This is a genomic window from Kitasatospora sp. NPDC032121 (genome assembly GCF_055580145.1).
In genome coordinates, this window is the sequence record NZ_JBVILX010000009.1 from 256,797 (window position 1) to 273,465 (window position 16,669).

At 74.7% G+C, this 16,669-nt stretch carries 11 protein-coding genes; 9 read left to right on the forward strand and 2 right to left on the reverse strand.

Features of this window, described 5'->3' with window-relative positions; all coding sequences use genetic code 11:
- Nucleotides 1–325: 325 nt before the first annotated feature.
- The 5 genes from ACZ5OX_RS23385 to ACZ5OX_RS23405 all read left to right on the forward strand — a co-directional run bounded on the left by ACZ5OX_RS23385 (nucleotide 326) and on the right by ACZ5OX_RS23405 (nucleotide 9,369).
- Nucleotides 326–4,348: a Pls/PosA family non-ribosomal peptide synthetase gene (locus ACZ5OX_RS23385; protein WP_465632631.1), complete on the forward strand. Its 4,023-nt coding sequence runs from the start codon at nucleotides 326–328 to the stop codon at nucleotides 4,346–4,348.
- 46 nt (nucleotides 4,349–4,394) lie between these two features.
- Nucleotides 4,395–5,720 carry a M1 family metallopeptidase gene (locus tag ACZ5OX_RS23390; RefSeq protein WP_465632633.1) on the forward strand — a complete coding sequence of 442 codons (1,326 nt, stop codon included), beginning with the start codon at nucleotides 4,395–4,397 and terminating at the stop codon, nucleotides 5,718–5,720.
- Nucleotides 5,721–5,890: 170 nt separating this feature from the next.
- Nucleotides 5,891–7,270 carry a serine hydrolase domain-containing protein gene (locus ACZ5OX_RS23395; RefSeq protein ID WP_465632635.1) on the forward strand — a complete coding sequence of 460 codons (1,380 nt, stop codon included), beginning with the start codon at nucleotides 5,891–5,893 and terminating at the stop codon, nucleotides 7,268–7,270.
- 372 nt (nucleotides 7,271–7,642) lie between these two features.
- Nucleotides 7,643–8,476, forward strand: coding sequence for a GNAT family N-acetyltransferase (locus ACZ5OX_RS23400; protein WP_465632637.1), 834 nt, complete (start codon nucleotides 7,643–7,645; stop codon nucleotides 8,474–8,476).
- Nucleotides 8,473–9,369, forward strand: a complete 897-nt coding sequence (locus tag ACZ5OX_RS23405) for a lysophospholipid acyltransferase family protein (protein WP_465632639.1) — start codon at nucleotides 8,473–8,475, stop codon at nucleotides 9,367–9,369. Before ACZ5OX_RS23400 ends, ACZ5OX_RS23405 begins: the two co-directional genes overlap by 4 nt.
- A 180-nt stretch (nucleotides 9,370–9,549) precedes the next feature.
- Here ACZ5OX_RS23405 and ACZ5OX_RS23410 read toward each other — a convergent pair whose 3' ends face one another.
- On the reverse strand, nucleotides 9,550–11,115 hold the full coding sequence (locus ACZ5OX_RS23410; protein ID WP_465632641.1) for an MFS transporter: 1,566 nt from the start codon (nucleotides 11,113–11,115) through the stop codon (nucleotides 9,550–9,552).
- 137 nt (nucleotides 11,116–11,252) lie between these two features.
- On the opposite strand from ACZ5OX_RS23410, the gene ACZ5OX_RS23415 reads away from it, so the two are divergent.
- The 3 genes from ACZ5OX_RS23415 to ACZ5OX_RS23425 all read left to right on the forward strand — a co-directional run bounded on the left by ACZ5OX_RS23415 (nucleotide 11,253) and on the right by ACZ5OX_RS23425 (nucleotide 14,087).
- A complete protein-coding gene (locus ACZ5OX_RS23415; RefSeq protein ID WP_449790159.1) occupies nucleotides 11,253–11,951 on the forward strand; it encodes a TetR/AcrR family transcriptional regulator in 699 nt (232 codons plus the stop codon).
- A 56-nt stretch (nucleotides 11,952–12,007) separates the two neighbouring features.
- Nucleotides 12,008–12,970, forward strand: a complete 963-nt coding sequence (gene pip / locus ACZ5OX_RS23420) for a prolyl aminopeptidase (protein WP_465632643.1) — start codon at nucleotides 12,008–12,010, stop codon at nucleotides 12,968–12,970.
- Between the two features lie 118 nt (nucleotides 12,971–13,088).
- The gene (locus tag ACZ5OX_RS23425) at nucleotides 13,089–14,087 is read left to right on the forward strand and encodes a YdcF family protein (RefSeq protein WP_465632645.1); all 999 of its coding nucleotides are present in this window, start codon (nucleotides 13,089–13,091) and stop codon (nucleotides 14,085–14,087) included.
- Between the two features lie 176 nt (nucleotides 14,088–14,263).
- Here ACZ5OX_RS23425 and ACZ5OX_RS23430 read toward each other — a convergent pair whose 3' ends face one another.
- Nucleotides 14,264–14,812: a PaaI family thioesterase gene (locus ACZ5OX_RS23430; protein ID WP_465632646.1), complete on the reverse strand. Its 549-nt coding sequence runs from the start codon at nucleotides 14,810–14,812 to the stop codon at nucleotides 14,264–14,266.
- A 327-nt stretch (nucleotides 14,813–15,139) separates the two neighbouring features.
- Here ACZ5OX_RS23430 and ACZ5OX_RS23435 point away from each other — a divergent pair, with 327 nt between their 5' ends.
- The gene (locus tag ACZ5OX_RS23435) at nucleotides 15,140–16,630 is read left to right on the forward strand and encodes an extracellular catalytic domain type 1 short-chain-length polyhydroxyalkanoate depolymerase (protein ID WP_465632648.1); all 1,491 of its coding nucleotides are present in this window, start codon (nucleotides 15,140–15,142) and stop codon (nucleotides 16,628–16,630) included.
- Nucleotides 16,631–16,669: the final 39 nt, after the last annotated feature.

Below are 16,669 nucleotides of genomic sequence, written 5' to 3' on the forward strand. Positions count from 1 at the left end.
GCTGCCGCCACCCGAAGGGAGCAGCATTCGCTGTGGTGTGGATCACGGTCGAAAAATCGACCTGACGATCCGTCAATTCGACTGACGTAGCGTCACATCAATGACAAGAAGGCTCAGTTATCAGCTGATGAGTCATCAGATTCGGTCGTTCCGACGCCAGTTGGCCCGAGTTTCCGATCCGGCCCGGCCACCGTGCCAGGGCTACCATCGGTCGGGTTGTCCGCTCCGGCCCCGGAGTGGGATCACCCGGTCAGGTGGTGTTCCCACCGCCCCAGGGGCCGGGCATCGGTCGGAACGGGGCGAGGACGAGGAGCGAACGGCTGCCATGACAGCTGAACCGAGCCACCCGGAGCAGTACGCCACGCCACCGCAGGAACCGACGGCGAAGGAACCGGCCCCACAGCAGCCGACGGCGCAGGAACCGGCCCCGCAGGAACCGGCCCCTCAGGCCCCGCAGGCCCCTCAGGCCCCTCAGGCCCCGCAGGCCCCTCAGGCCGCGCCCGCCCAGCCCGAGCAGGCGCTCGCCCTGTTCCCCGGCCGCCCCGCCGCCGCCCCGCGCACCCTGGTCGACGTGCTGGACGCCACCGTGCGCGCCCACCCCGACGAGCCCGCCCTGGACGACGGGCACACCGTGCTCAGCTACCGCGCGCTGGCCGCCGAGGTCGAGCGGCTGCGCCGCCGGCTGGCCGCCGCCGGGATCGGCCCCGGCGACCGGGTCGGCGTGCGCGTCCCCTCCGGCACCAACGACCTCTACGTCTCGATCCTCGCGGTGCTCGCCGCCGGGGCCGCCTACGTCCCGGTGGACGCCGAGGACCCGGACGAGCGCGCCGAGCTGGTCTTCGGCGAGGCCGCCGTCGCCGCCGTGCTCGGCGCCGGGCACGGCCTGGCGACCACCGGTGAGCGCGCGCCCGCGCTGGAGCGCCGCCCCACCCCGGCCGACGACGCCTGGATCATCTTCACCTCCGGGTCGACCGGCAAGCCCAAGGGCGTGGCCGTCACCCACCACAACGCCGCCGCCTTCGTGGACGCCGAGGCCGCGCTCTTCCTCCAGGAGGAGCCGATCGGCCCCGGCGACCGGGTGATGGCCGGCCTCTCGGTGGCCTTCGACGCCTCCTGCGAGGAGATGTGGCTGGCCTGGCGGCACGGCGCCTGCCTGGTGCCGGTCCCCCGCTCCCAGGTGCGCAGCGGCGCCGACCTCGGCCCCTGGCTGGCCGAGCAGGAGATCACCGTGGTCTCCACCGTCCCGACCCTGGCCGCGCTGTGGCCGGCCGAGGCACTCAACGAGGTGCGGCTGCTGATCTTCGGCGGCGAGGCCTGCCCGCCCGAGCTGGTGCAGCGCCTGGTCACCGAGGGCCGCGAGGTGTGGAACACCTACGGCCCCACCGAGGCCACCGTCGTCGCCTGCGCCGCCCTGCTGACCGGCGACGGCCCGGTGCGGATCGGCCTGCCGCTGGACGGCTGGGACCTCGCCGTGGTGGACGAGGCCGGTGTGCCGGTCGCCCCCGGCGGCACCGGGCAGCTGGTGATCGGCGGAGTGGGCCTGGCGCGCTACCTCGACCCGGAGAAGGACGCCGAGAAGTACGCCCCGCTGCCCTCGCTGGGCTGGGAGCGCGCCTACCGCAGTGGCGACCTGGTCCAGGCCGACCCGGCCGGCCTGCTGTTCCTCGGCCGCACCGACGAGCAGATCAAGCTGGGCGGCCGCCGGATCGAGCTGGGCGAGGTCGACGCGGCCCTGCAGGCCCTGCCCGGCGTGGCGGGCGCGGCGGCCGCCGTACGGACCGCGCGCGGCGGCAACCAGTTGCTGGTCGGCTACCTGGTGGTCCAGGACGGCTTCGACCGCGAGCAGGCCGTCGAGCGGCTGCGCGCCGAGCTGCCCGCCGCCCTCGTGCCGCTGCTGGCGACCGTCGAGACCCTGCCCACCAGGACCTCCGGCAAGGTCGACCGCAACGCCCTGCCCTGGCCGCTGCCCGAGCTGGAGACCGCCGGCCCGGGCGAGGAGCTGTACGGCACCGAGGCCTGGCTGGCCGAGCAGTGGGCGGAGATCCTGGGCATCAAGGTCGGCGGCCCGCGCGACGACTTCTTCGCGATCGGCGGCGGCAGCCTGGCCGCCGCCCGGCTGACCACCCTGCTGCGCACCCGCTACCCGAGCGCGGCCGTCCTGGACATCTACCAGAACCCGACGCTGCGCAAGCTCGCGCGGCACCTGGAGCGCACCGCCGGCGACAGCGCCGAGGCCAGGACGATCGCCCTGGTCCCGACCAGGGCCAAGCTGCTCCAGCTGCTCCTGCTGATCCCGCTGTTCACCGTGGTCGGCCTGCGCTGGACGGTCGCCCTGCTGGCCGCCGGGAACCTGCTCACCCACCTCGGCGACTACCCGTGGGCGCCCACCGCCTCCTGGTGGTGGGTCGGCGCGGGCGCGCTCGCGCTGTACACCCCGCCGGGGCGGCTGGCCATCGCGGCCGGCGGGGCCCGGCTGCTGCTGCGCGGCCTGCGCCCGGGCAGCCACCCGCGCGGCGGCTCCGTCCACCTACGGCTGTGGACCGCCGAGCGGCTCGCCGAGCTGAGCGGCGCGGACTCGCTGTCCGGCGCCTGGCTGGTGCGCTACGCCCGGGCGCTGGGCGCCAAGGTCGCGCCCGAGGTGGACCTGCACTCGCTGCCGCCCGTCACCGGGATGCTGAAGCTGGGCCGCGGCTGCGCGGTCGAGGCCGAGGTCGACCTGTGCGGCTACTGGCTGGACGGCGACCGGCTGCTGATCGGCCAGGTCAAGATCGGTTCCGGTGCCGTGGTCGGCACCCGCTCGACGCTGCTGCCCGGTGCCCGGGTCGGCAAGCGCGCCCAGGTGGCGGCCGGCTCCAGCGTCACCGGCCAGGTGCCGACCGGCCAGCGCTGGGGCGGCGCGCCCGCCGTCAAGCTGGGCCGCGCCGAGCGCGCCTGGCCCAAGGAGCGCCCGGCCCGCCGGGCCGGCTGGGCGTCGCTGTACGGCGCCAGCGGTGCCGTGCTCAGCCTGCTCCCGGTGCTGCCCGCACTCGCCGCGCTGGCCGTGCTGTCCCGGTTCGTCGACCAGGGCGCGGCCCTCGGCCCGGCGCTCGGCGGCGCGCTGCTCGGGCTGCTGCCCGCCACGCTGGCGTTCGGCGCGGTGTACGCGGCGCAGCTGGTGGCACTGGTCCGGCTGCTGAGCACCGCCCTGGACCCCGGGACGCACCCGCTGCACGGCCGGGTCGGCTGGCAGGCGTGGACCGTCACCCAGCTGATGGACCGGGCCCGCGAGGTGCTGTTCCCGCTCTACGCCGGGCTGGTCACGCCGCTGTGGCTGCGCGCCCTCGGGATGCGGGTCGGCCGTGGCGCGGAGGTGTCCACGGTGCTGGCGCTGCCCAGTCTGACCACGGTCGGCGACGGCGCGTTCCTGGCCGACGACACCCTGATCGCCCCGTACGAGCTGGGCGGCGGCTGGGTGCGGCTCGGCGAGGCGAAGGTCGGCGAGCGGGCGTTCCTCGGGAACTCGGGGATGACCGCGCCGGGCCGCTCGGTGCCCAAGCGCGGCCTGGTGGGCGTGCTGTCCGCGACGCCGGCGAAGGCGAAGAAGGGCGGTTCGTACCTGGGCATGCCGCCGATGCGGCTGCCGCGCTCGGCGGACCAGGCCGACCAGAGCCTGACGTACGAGCCGCCGGCCCGGCTGCTGTGGGCGCGCGGGCTGGTCGAGGTGGGCCGGCTGGTGCCGGTGCTGGCCTCGGGGGCGCTGGGCATGCTGACCGTGGCGGCGCTGTCCTGGCTGGCGGCCGGCTCGCCGCTGACCGCCGCGCTGCTGTCGGGCCTGGTGCTGCTGGCGGCCGGTGTGCTGGCCTGCGTGGTCGCGGTGGCGGCCAAGTGGCTGCTGGTCGGGCGGTTCCGGGCGGTGGAGCACCCGCTGTGGAGCGGCTTCGTGTGGCGCAACGAGCTGGCGGACACCTTCGTGGAGATGCTGGCGGTGCCGTGGCTGGTCGGTGCGGTGCCCGGCACCCCGGTGCTGAACCTGTGGCTGCGCTCGCTCGGCGCGCACGTCGGGCACGGGGTCTGGTGCGAGAGCTACTGGCTGCCCGAGGCGGACCTGGTCACCCTGGGTGACGGGGTCACCGTCAACCGGGGCTGCGTGGTGCAGACGCACCTCTTCCACGACCGGATCATGCGGATGGATACTGTGGTCCTCCGCGAGGGCGCCACCCTGGGCCCGGGCGGCATCGTGCTGCCCGGCAGCACGGTGGGCGCGCGCAGCACGCTGGGCCCGGCCTCGCTGGTGATGCGCGCCGAGTCCGTCCCCGCCGACACGCGGTGGCTGGGCAACCCGATCGAGGCGTGGCAGACCGCGCCGTGACCACTTCCCCGTCCCCCGTCCCGGCCCGCAGGAAGCGCACGCCCCCGTGAAGCCCAAGCACGTCCCGGCGGCCGCCGGTGCCCCGGACCCGTACTTCCCGACCAGCGGCGACCACCGCTACCGGGTGCACCGCTACGAGCTGGCGCTGGACTACCGGCCCGGGCCCAACCGGCTGGCCGGCTCGGCCCGGCTGAGCGCGGTCGCGGACGCGGCACTGGCGGAGTTCGCGCTCGACCTGGCCGAGTTCCGGATCGGCCGGGTGCTGGTCGACGGCCGGGCCGCCCGCTACACCCACCGCGGCGGCAAGCTGCGGATCCGTCCCGCCAAGGCGCTCGCGCCGGGCGCGGCGTTCACCGTCGAGGTGCACTACACCGGCAACCCGCGCCCGGTGCGCAGCCCGTGGGGCGGCCTGGGCTGGGAGGAGCTGACCGAGGGCGCGCTGGTGGCGAGCCAGCCGGTCGGCGCGCCGTCCTGGTTCCCGTGCAACGACCGGCCCGCCGACAAGGCGACGTACCAGATCGCGATCACCACGGCGTCCCCGTTCACCGTGGTGGCGAGCGGCCGGCTGCTGACCCGCACCACCAAGGCGTCCAGCACCACCTGGGTGTACGAGCAGAGCGCGCCCACCCCGACGTACCTGGTGACGGTGTCGATCGGGCACTACCGGCCGGTGCCGCTGGCGGTGCGCCCGGCGGTGCCGCAGACCGGCTACGTGCCGGAGCGGCTGGCCACCGCCTTCGCCCGGGACTTCGCCCGGCAGCCGGAGATGGCGGCCTACTTCGGCGAGGTCTTCGGCCCGTACCCGTTCGGCGAGTACGCGGTGGTCGTCGCCGACGAGGAGCTGGACGTCCCGGTGGAGGCGCAGGGCGTCGCCACCTTCGGCACCAACCACCTCGGCGGCGGCTGGGAGCGTGAGCGGCTGATCGCCCACGAGCTGGCCCACCAGTGGTTCGGCAACAGCGTCACCATCGCCGACTGGCGGCACATCTGGCTCAACGAGGGCTTCGCCAAGTACGCGGAGTGGCTCTGGTCCGAGCACGCCGGCGGCCCGGGCGCGGCCGTGCACGCCGCCGCCGCGCACCGGCTGCTGGCCGGGCTGCCGCAGGACCTGCGGCTCGGCGACCCGAGCCGGAAGCTGATGTTCGACGACCGGCTGTACCAGCGCGGCGGACTGGTGGTGCACGCGCTGCGGCGGGTGCTCGGCGACGACGCGTTCTTCGCGATGCTGCGGGACTGGACGAGCGCCAACCGGCACGGCGTGGTCTCCACCGACGACCTGCGCGCCCACGCCGCCCGGTACACCACCGCCCCGCTCGGCCCGCTCTTCGAGGCCTGGCTGGAGCGGCCGGAACTGCCGCCGCTGCCGGACTGACCGTCCCGGCCGATCGGGGCGGTGGGGCGGCCGATCGGGGCGCGTGGATCGGGAGGGGGCTCGGGGTGGGTGGAACGGGGCCGGAGCCGGGCATGCCGGGGTAATCCGCTCGGCCCCGCGTCCGGGCTGGACTACTGTCCGTACACATGTCGATGAGTCCAGAAGCCCACATGACCGACCTGCCCCCCGAGCTGCTGCCCGCCACCCGCCGCGCGCTGCTGCACCGGCTCGCCGTCGCCCAGGCCGAGGGGCGCACACCCTCGATGGTCGCCGGGGTGCTGCGCGACGGACGGCCGGTGTGGAGCGGCGCCCGCAGCATGGTCGACGGACACGCGCCGACCCCCGACGTCCAGTACCGGATCGGCTCGCTCACCAAGACCTTCGTCGCCGTGCTGGTGCTCCGGCTGCGCGACGAGGGCCTGCTCGACCTCGCCGAGCCGCTCTCCCGCCACCTGCCCGGCACCCCCGCCGACGACGCGACCATCGCCCAACTGCTCTCGCACTCCTCGGGCCTGGCCGCGGAGACCCCGGGCCCCTGGTGGGAGCGGACCGACGGCACCCTGCGGCCCGGCCTCGACGACATCCTGGAGGCCGAGCGGCCGCTGAAGCACCCGGCCGGGCGGGTGTACCACTACTCCAACCCCGGCTACGCGCTGCTCGGCGCGCTGGTGGCGAAGCTCCGCGGCGAGCCCTGGGGCGAGGTGCTGCGCCGCGAGGTGCTCGCGCCGCTCGGGATGGAGCGCACCACACTGCTGCCCGAGCACCCGCACGCCGGGGGCTTCGCCGTCCACCCCTGGGCCGACGTCCTGCTGCCCGAGCCGCTCACCGACACCGGACTGATGGGCCCGGCCGGCCAGCTCTGGTCCACCATCGCCGACCTGGCCCGCTGGGCGGCCTTCCTGTCGGCCGGCGACGACAAGGTGCTGTCCGCCGACACCGTCGCCGAAATGCGCCGCCCGGCCGTCGCCCCGGACGACGCCGAGTGGACCGGCGGCTACGGCCTCGGTCTGCAACTGCGCCGCCACGAGGGCCGGTTGCTGTACGGGCACACCGGCTCGATGCCCGGCTTCACGGCGGGCCTGTGGATCAGCGAGTCCGACGGCCTGGCCGCGTACGCCCTCTCCAACGTGACCAGCGGTGCCAGCGCCGCGGCGCTGGCCGCCCAGCTGATCGCGCTCACGGCCGAACTCGAACCCCGGCTGCCCCAGCCGTGGCGCCCGCTGGCCGAGGTGGACACGGAGCTGCTGGAGCTCACCGGCCCCTGGTACTGGGGCGCCATGCCGGCCGCCCTGCGACTGCGGCCCGGCCGGGTCCTGGAGCTCACCCCGCTCACCGGCGCCGGCCGGGGCTCGCGCTTCCGGCCCGAGGCGGACGGCACCTGGACGGGTGTCGAGAACTACTACGCGGGCGAGACCCTGCGGGTGGTCCGCCACCCCGACGGCACCGTCAGCCACCTCGACGTCGGCTCCTTCGTCTACACCCGCGAGCCGTACGGCCCGGCCGGCGCCGTCCCGGGCGGGGTCGACCCGGAGGGCTGGCGGGTGTTCTGAGCCGCGCGTCGCGACCGTGACGGCCACGGCATGCCGACGACGTGAGGCCGGCCGTCACGGCCGGGCGTGACGACGGAGGTGTGACGGCGGAGGCGTGACAGCGGGGGCGTACGGTGCGGTCGTACGCCCCCGCGGCAGGTGTTGTCCACCCCCGGCAGGCGAGCGCCCGATGCCGGTCAAGTGACCACCGGGCCACGGGTGTTCCCATTCAACAGGTGCACATCTGCGCTCCGCCGGGCCGCAACATAAATGCCAACCGATTCGGAGAGACATACGGGGACCGGTTCGCGTCCATGCCCAACCGCCTGCGGACCGGGACGGTGCCCTGGCGATCCACGGCACCGCCGATCGTGCTGCCCTGGAGGGTCCGCCATGACCACCGTCCCCACGTACGCTCCGTCCGCAGTCGCCACCACCCACGACGCCCCGGCGGTCCCCGCGCCTCGCCCCCAGCCCGCCGCCCCGGCCACGTACACCGTCTCCCTCGCCCGCGACGAGGACGACGTGCGCGCCGCCCAGCGGTTGCGCCACCAGGTCTTCGGCGCCGAGCTCGGCGCCGTGCTGCACAGCCCGGTCGCCGGCCTGGACGTCGACCCGTTCGACGAGTACTGCGACCACCTGCTGGTCCGCGAGGGCGAGCAGGGCACCGTCATCGGCACCTACCGGCTGCTGCGGCCCGAGGCCGCCCGCCGGGCCGGCCGGCTGTACTCCGACGGCGAGTTCGACCTCTCCGCGCTCGCGCCGGTCCGCCCGGGCCTGGTCGAACTCGGGCGTTCCTGCATCCACCCGGACCACCGGGGCAACGGCGCCGTCATCAACCTGATGTGGGGCGGCATCGCGCGCTACCTGGCCGACACCGGCAACACCTGGGTCGGCGGCTGCTGCTCGATCGAGCTGGCGGACGGCGGCGCCACCGCGGCCCGCGTCTGGGACACCGTCAGCGCCAAGTACCTGGCGCCCGAGGAGTACCGGGTCACCCCGCACCGGCGCTGGGACGCCACCGGGGTGGCGCGCGCCGAGCGGGGCGCGCTGCCGGCCCTGCTCCGCGGCTACCTGCGACTGGGCGCCTGGGTCTGCGGCGAGCCCGCGTACGACCCGGACTTCGACTGCGCCGACCTGTACGTGCTGCTGTCGCTGGAGCGCACCGACCCGCGCTACCTGCGGCACTTCCTGTCCGGCATACCCGCCTCGGGCACCTCGTCATGAGCGCCTGGCTGCCCACCGCGACCTGCCGGCCCGAGACCTGCCTGGCCGACGCCTCGCCGGAGGTGTCCCACCCCCGGCGGGCGCTGCGGCTGGCGGCCTGTCTGGCGGCGCTGCTGGCGGGGATCGTGCTCATCCCGCCGGCCCGGCTGGTCCCGTACGGCGCCCGGATCCGGCTGGTCCGGTTCTGGGCGCGGGTCGTGCTGCGCAGCCTCGGGGTGACCGTCCACCTCGCCGGGCCCGGCGGACCGGGTTCCGGCGGGCCCGGCTCGGGTGGGCCTGGCTCGGGTGGGCCTGGCTCGGGTGGACCTGGTCTCGGCGGGTCGGCTCCCGGCTCGGGCGGCGGGGTGCTCGTGGTGGCCAACCACGTGTCCTGGCTGGACATACCGTTGCTCGCCGCCGGGCAGCCGGGCCGGTCGCTGGCCAAGACCGAGGTCCGGCAGTGGCCGGTGCTCGGCCCGCTGATCGCCCGCTGCGGCACCGTCTTCCTGGACCGCGACCGGCTGCGGACGCTGCCGGACACCGTGGCGGCGGTGGCCGGGGTGCTGCGCTCCGGGCAGCCGGTGATCGTCTTCCCGGAGGGGTCGACCTGGTGCGGGCGGGAGAGCGGCCGGTTCCGGCCCGCGCTGTTCCAGGCGGCGGTGGAGGCGGGGGCCGACGTCCAGCCGGTGACGATCCGCTACCGGCTGGCGGACGGGCGGCCGACCAGTGTGCCCGCGTTCATCGGGGACGACGGGCTGCTCACCTCGCTCGCCCGGGTGGTCGCGGCCCGCGGGCTGGTCGCCGACGTGACCTTCCTGCCGCCGATACCGCCTCCCGGCCCGCAGCCCGGCCGGGCGGGCGCCCGGCGCGAGCTGGCCCGCAGGGCACAGGCGGCGATCGAGGGCATCCGCTGACGGGACGCCGGTGAGACCGCCGGTCGTGGTCGGCCGGTTCCGGTCGCCGGTCGCGGCGACAGGTCGCGGCGGCAAGGCGCGGTGGCAGGTCGCGGCGGCAAGGCGCGGTGGCAGGTCGCGGCGGCAAGGCGTGGCGGCAAGGCGCGGTGGCAGGTCGCGGCGGCAAGGCGTGGCGGCAGGTCAGGCGGAGCGGGCCCCGGCCGGCTCCGCCGGTCGCGGACGGACGGCTTCCGACGGCGCGATCGGACGGGCCCGGCCGAGCAGGACGGCGACCAGGACGGCTGTGGCCAGGAGCGCGAGCGCCCCGCAGCGCGCGGCGAGGTGGATGCCGTCGACGAAGGCGCCGTCCACCGCCTCCTGGAGCGGCCCCGGCAGGGCCGCCGCCGCGCCGCCACCGCCGTGCACCGCACCGGTGGGGGCGTTCGCGACCGGGCCGACGGCCTCCGGTGGGACGCCGAGCCGGTGCAGCGCGGCCGTCAGGGAGTCGGTCAGCCGGTTGGTCAGGACGGCGCCCAGCACCGCGATCCCCAGCACGCCGCCGAGTTCGCGCAGGGTGTTGATGGTCGCCGAGGCCATCCCGGTCTGCGCCGGGGCGACCCGCTGCATCACCCCGATCGACACCGGGGTGAAGGGGAGCCCCATCCCGAGGCCCATCGCGAACAGCGTCCACAGGTACTCGGGGTAGCGGGCGTGGTCGCCGTACAGCGACAGTCCGCCGAGGCCGGCCGCGCAGAGGACGAGGCCGAGCACCAGCGGCGGCCGCGGCCCGTGGCGGGCGGTCAGCCGGCCGGAGAGCGGCGCGGCGACCACCAGCATCGCGGTCATCGGCAGCCCGGCGTAGCCCGCGGCGGCCGGGGACCAGCCGAGGGTGCCCTGCATCATCAGCGGCAGGAAGAACAGCGCGCCGAACATCCCGAAGCTGACCATGAACCCGCTGAGCAGCGCGCCGCCCAGCATCCCGTCACGGAACAGCCGCAGTTCCAGCATCGGTTCGGCGAGGCGCAGTTCGAGCAGCAGGAAGGCGAGCAGCAGCGCGACGGCGGCCACGCCGCAGCCGAGCACCCGGGGATCGGTCCAGCCCCGGTTCGGGCCCTCGATCAGCGCGTAGACCAGCAGGCCCAGTCCGGCGGCGGACAGGGCGAGACCGCCGAGGTCGATCCGGCGGGCGCGCGGCGGGATGTCCGGGAGCACTCGGACGGCCAGCAGCAGTCCGGCGACGCCGATCGGCACGTTGATCCAGAACACGCTGGCCCAGCCGAGGTGTTCGACCATCGGGCCGCCGACCACCGGGCCGACCGAGAGGCCGAGCGCGGAGACCCCGGACCAGGTGGCGATGGCCTTGGCCCGCTCCTGCTCGTCGGTGAAGACGTGCCGCAGCAGGGCGAGGCTGCCGGGGGTGAGCAGCGCGGCGCCGACGCCCTGGAGCATCCGGGCGCCGACCAGCACGCCGATCGTCCCGGCGAGCGCGGCCCCGGCCGAACCGAGCGTGAAGAGGGCGAGGCCGAGCCGGAACACGCGGGTGCGGCCGTACCGGTCGCCGAGCGCGCCGCCGGTCAGCACGAAGGCCGCGTAGACCAGGCTGTAGCCCTCCGCGACCCACTGCAGGCCGCTGATTCCGGCGTCCAGGTCCCGGCCGATGCGGGGCAGGGCGTTGTTGACGATGACGTTGTCCAGCATGGACATGAACATGGTGACGCAGAGCGTGAGCAGCGCGAGCCGTCGGCGGCGGGCGCTCGACTCGTCCATGGATTCCCTCCCGGTCATGAATCCCTAACAGTGTTAGGGGTCGACGTGGCAGCCACAGAGTGCACCTAACGGTGTTAGATTGCAAACGAGAATCCACCGCGGGAATCCACCACACAGCCGGAGGCGTCCGCACAGCCATGCCGCAGAACCACACCGACACACCCGGAACCGACGGCACGACACCCGCCGTGACCAGGGAGGCCCTCGCCCAGGCCGCACTGCGGGTGCTGGAACGGGACGGCCTGACCGGACTGTCCATGCGCAAGGTCGCCGCCGAGGTCGGCGTCAAGGCCGCCTCGCTGTACTGGCACGTCCGCAACAAGCAGGAGCTGCTCGACCTGCTCACCGACGCGGTGATGGGCTGCGCCGAGCCCCCACCGCGCGAGGGCGGCTGGCGCGAACAGTTCCACGAGTACTGCCGGCGCTACCGCCGACTGCTGCTCGACACCCGGGACGCGGCCAAGGTCGTCGCCGGTCGGCTCGCCCCCGGGCCCAACCTGCTCGGGCTGATGGAGGACCAGCTGGAGCGGCTCCGCGCGGCCGGCTTCTCCGACGCCGACGCCGCCATGGCCAACTACCTGCTGGGCGCCTTCGTCCAGGGCTTCGTGCTCCAGGAGCAGTCCCCGATCTCGGCCTCCGAGGTCCTCGGCAGCAGCCGCCGGGACATCGCCGACGCCGCCGGAGACCTGTTCCGCGGCCTGCCCGCCGAGACCTTCCCCAACCTGGTCGACCTCGCCGACGACCTCACCGTCCCGAACATGGACGCCCGCTTCGAGTTCGGCGTCCAGCGGATCCTCGACGGCCTCGCGGCCCTGCTGCCGCCGGAACGGCGCTGACCCGACGCCGGGGTAGGCTCGCCGGACCCACCCGTACGACGACGGAGGAGTCACCCGTGGCCGAGCCCTACCCCCTCTACGAGCCGTACGCGCAAGGCCTGTTGGACGTCGGCGACGGGCAGCGGATCCACTGGAACACCTCCGGGAACCCGGCGGGCAGGCCGGCCGTGGTGGTGCACGGCGGGCCCGGCTCCGGCCACAGCCCGGGCTCCCGGCGGTACTTCGACCCGGAGCGCTACCGCCTGGTCCAGTTCGACCAGCGCGGCTGCGGGCTCAGCCTCCCGTCCGCCGCCGACCCCTCGACCAGCCTGGAGCACAACACCACCGCGCACCTGATCGCCGACATGGAGCGGCTGCGCGAGCACCTCGGCATCGACAAGTGGCTGCTGTACGGCGGCTCGTGGGGCTCCACGCTGATCCTCGCGTACGCCCAGGCCCACCCGGAACGGGTCTCCGCGATCGTGATCTGCGGGGTCACCATGACCCGCCCCGAGGAGACCGACTGGCTCTACCGGGGCGTGGGCCGCTTCCTGCCCGGCCCCTGGGAGGCGTTCCGGGACTTCCTTCCGCCCGCCGACCGCGACGGGGACACCACCGAACTGCTCGCGGCCTACAGCCGGCTGCTCGACAGCACCGACGAGTCGGTCCGGCGGGCCGCCGCCAACGCCTGGGCCACCTGGGAGGACGCGGTCATCTCGCACGAGACGCTGGGCAAACCGAACGCGTACACCGACCGCCCCTCCGACGCGCTGATGGCCTTCACCCGGATCACCGCGCACTACTTCTCGCACCAGGCCTTCCTCGAGGACGGCCGGCTGCTGCGCGACGCCGGGCGGCTGGCCGGAATCCCCGGCGAGCTGATCCACGGCAGGCTGGACCTCGGCGGCCCGCTCGACACCGCCTGGCAGCTGGCCAAGGCCTGGCCGGACGCCCGACTGACGGTCATCGACGAAGCCGGGCACACCGGAAGCCCGCGGATGGGGGAGGCGGTCCTGGCGGCGATCGAGCGCTTCGCCTGAGCGGCCACGCGCCTCGGCTGAGCCGCCGCGAGCTCCGGCCGAGCCGCCGTGCGCCGCCCCGGACGGTTGGGCCGTTCGTGCGAATGGTCCAGACCGAGTAAGCCCTACCATACGACGCATGATCGCCTATGCCCCAGCCGCCCTGTTCTTCCTGTTGTTCGGAATCGGGGTACTACGCGACCGCCGCCGCTTCAGCAATGCCGTTCTGCTCGGCATCGCCGTCTCCCTGCTCTCCCTCGCCCTGCTCGCCGAACTCCGCAAGGCCCCCAGCATGGTGATCACGCTCGCGGCGGCGGTCATCGTCCTCCTCCCCGCCCTCGGCGCGGCGGCCCTGGTCTGGTTCCTGCTCGCCAACGGCCTGACCATGATCCGCAAGGAGGGCAGGCGGCCGGCCAACCTGCTGTCACTGCTCGCCGGGCTGGGCATCCTCGCGGTCATCGGACTGCTGGTCGCGGCCCTCGTCTTCCACTCCCGGCAGCTGGCCGCCCTGGCCGGCACCGCCGTCCTGGTGGTCGGCTACGTCTCCTTCCTGTTCACCTGCTTCGTCGGCTACGCCTTCCTGTACAGCCGCCACCGACCGCGCCGGGACGTGGACTTCGTGGTCGTGCTCGGCTCCGGGCTGATCGGCGGCGAGCGCGTCCCACCGCTGCTGGCCAGCCGGCTGAACCGGGGCCGTGAGGTGTACGAGAAGCAGGCAGCCCGCGGCAACCCGCCGGTGCTGATCACCTCGGGCGGCCAGGGGCCGGACGAGAAGCTCCCGGAGTCCCACGCGATGGCCGACTACCTGGTCGAGCGCGGCTTCCCCGAGGAGCACATCGAGCGGGAGGACCGCTCGCGCACCACCGAGGAGAACCTGCTGTTCAGCAAGGCCATCATGGAGCAGGCCAAGCCCGGCTACCACTGCGTCGTCGTCACCAACAACTTCCACGCCTTCCGGGCCGCCCTGCTCGCCCGTCAGACCGGCGTCAACGGCCATGTCTTCGGCTCACCCACCGCCCGGTACTACTGGCCGAGCGCGACCATCCGCGAGTTCGCCGCGATCTTCCTCTCACACAAGCTGGTCAACTTCGGGATCTGCGGCTTCATCGCCCTCTGCGGGGTGCTCGCGGCCCTCTGAACCACCACGGGACCCCTGGCTCGGCACGCCTGCGGAGTCCCGCCGGGTGGGCCCCGGGGACGAGGCGACCGGGGCCCACCCGCTCCGGGGACGAGGCCGCTCCGGGGACGAGGCCGCTCCGGGGACGAGGCCGCTCCGGTGGGGACGAGGCCTGACCCGGAGAGAACGAGGCCCGGTCAGGCGGTCGGACGGGGAGTCAGGATCGCGCAGGTGGTGGTGGCGTGGGCGTAGAGCTTGCCGTTCTCCGCGCCCACCACCCTGGCCTCGGCCGTGGCCATCGTCCGGCCCAGGTGCAGCACCACGCCCTCGCAGCGCAGCGGCCCCGAGTCGGCGAACAGCGGGCGCAGCATGTGGACGTTGAGCTGGGTGGTGGTGTAGCCCACCCCGGCCGGCAGCCTGCTCATCACCGCGCAACCGAGCGCCGAGTCGAGCAGGGTGGCGAGGTAGCCGCCGTGCACGGTGTTCATCGGGTTGTAGAGGTGGTCTCCGGGCTCGCCCTGGAACACCGCCGTCCCTGGCTTCACCTCGGTCAGGTGGAAGTCCATGGTGCTGCAGATCGAAGGCTCCGGGATCCGTCCGGCGATCCACTCCAGCAGGATCTCCTCTCCGGTCAGGTGGGCGTACTCGGTGATCGCCAGGCCGGGCGTCCAGGTGTGCGTCCGGGTGCGCTGCTCCGGGCCGTTCGCGGGCCGCGGGCCTTCGTGGGCGGTCTGATCGGTGGTCATGGGATCAACCTGCCCGCTTCGACCGTTCGCTTCAAGTGCCGTCCGCCGTGGGGCCGGTACGGACCCCGGGCGGCTGCCAGGGCTCGCGCCGGACCGGTGGACAGCGGGACGGCGAGACGGCACGACGGCGGGACGGCAGGGCGGCGCGACGGCGGGCCGGTGGGCCGGTGGGCCGGTGGGACGGTGGGACGGCACGACGGCGCGACCATGGCGGTCCGCCCCATGCCCGCGCGGCGGACCCCGGATGACCGTCACATGGCACCTGGGCACCGGGCACGCCACTCTGCACGGGACCGACCCCCACTCCTCCCCCACCCAGGAGCCCCCATGCCACTGCGCCCCACCGCCGCGGCACTGCTCACCGCCGCCACCCTCGCCCTCGGCACCGCCGCCCCCGGCGTGGCCGAGGCCTCCCCCGCCGTGGCCCCCGTGACGGCCTCCGCCGCGTCTCCCGCGCCCGCCGCCGCGAGCGGCAGCTTCCAGCAGGTCACCGGGTTCGGCACCAACCCGGGAAACCTCGCGATGTACACCTACACGCCCGCCGGACTGCCCAGCGGCGCGCCCCTGGTGGTCGCGCTGCACGGCTGCGTCCAGAGCGCCACCGACTACTACCGCAACTCCGGCTGGACCAAGTTCGCCGACCAGTACGGCTTCGCGGTGGTGTTCCCGCAGACCGGCAGCGCCAACAACAGCCTCTCCTGCTTCAGTTGGTTCGACGCGAGCAAAGCCGCCCGGGGCGCCGGCGAGGCCAGGTCGGTGGTCGAGATGGTCACCAAGGCCGAGTCCCTGTACGGCTCGGACGCCCACCGGGTGTTCGTCACCGGGCTCTCGGCCGGCGGCGGGATGGCCGCCGACCTGTTGGCCGACTACCCCGACGTGTTCGCCGGCGGCGCGATCGATTCCGGACTGCCCGCCCACTGCGCCACCAGCCAGGCCGCCGCCTCCGGCTGCCAGAACTCCGACCAGGGGCTCACCCCGGCCCAGTGGGGCGACAAGGCCCGGTCCGCGTACCCGGGTTACACCGGGCCGTGGCCCCGGGTGGCGATCTGGCAGGGCACCGCCGACACCGTGGTCAGGCCGGTGAACGCGACCGAGCTGCGGGACCAGTGGACGAACGTCCAGGGCATCGGCCGTCAGCCGAGCAGCACCCGGAGCCTCCCCGGCGGCACCACCCAGGAGCTCTACGCCGACGCGAGCGGAATGCCCGCCGTGGCCCTGTTCACGATCGGCGGGATGGGCCACGGCCTGGCCGTCCACCCGGGGGCCGGGGCCGACCAGTGCGGGGCGACCGGCGCCTACTTCCTCGACACGATCTGCTCCTCCTACCACACCGCGCGGTTCTGGGGGCTGGACGGCGGCTCCGGCCCCACCGACCCGGGGCTGCCGGCCCCGACCGGCCTGACCGCGACCGCGGGCGCCGGGTCGGTCGCCCTCGGCTGGCAGGCCGTCAGCGGCGCGGCCTCGTACCAGGTCTTCCGCAACGGCACCCAGGTCGGCAACGCGAGCGGTACGGCCTTCACCGACACCGGGCTCACGGCCGGCACCACGTACAGCTACACCGTGGCGGCGGTCGACGCGTCCGGCGCGGCGGGTGCCCGGTCGGCGGCGGTGACGGCGACCACCCCGGGCGGCGGCACGCCCCAGTGCTTCACCGCCAGCAACTACGACCAGGTCCTGGCCGGCCGCGCCACCCAGAGCGGTGGACTGACCTACGCGCTCGGCTCGGGCCAGAGCATGGGGCTCTGGAACACCTTCGTCACCCACACCCTGAAGCAGACCGGCCCGGGCTACTACGTGATCGCCGACGGTCAGTGCTGAACGGGCGGCAACCGTCGCGCCACCGAGCAACGCCGCGAC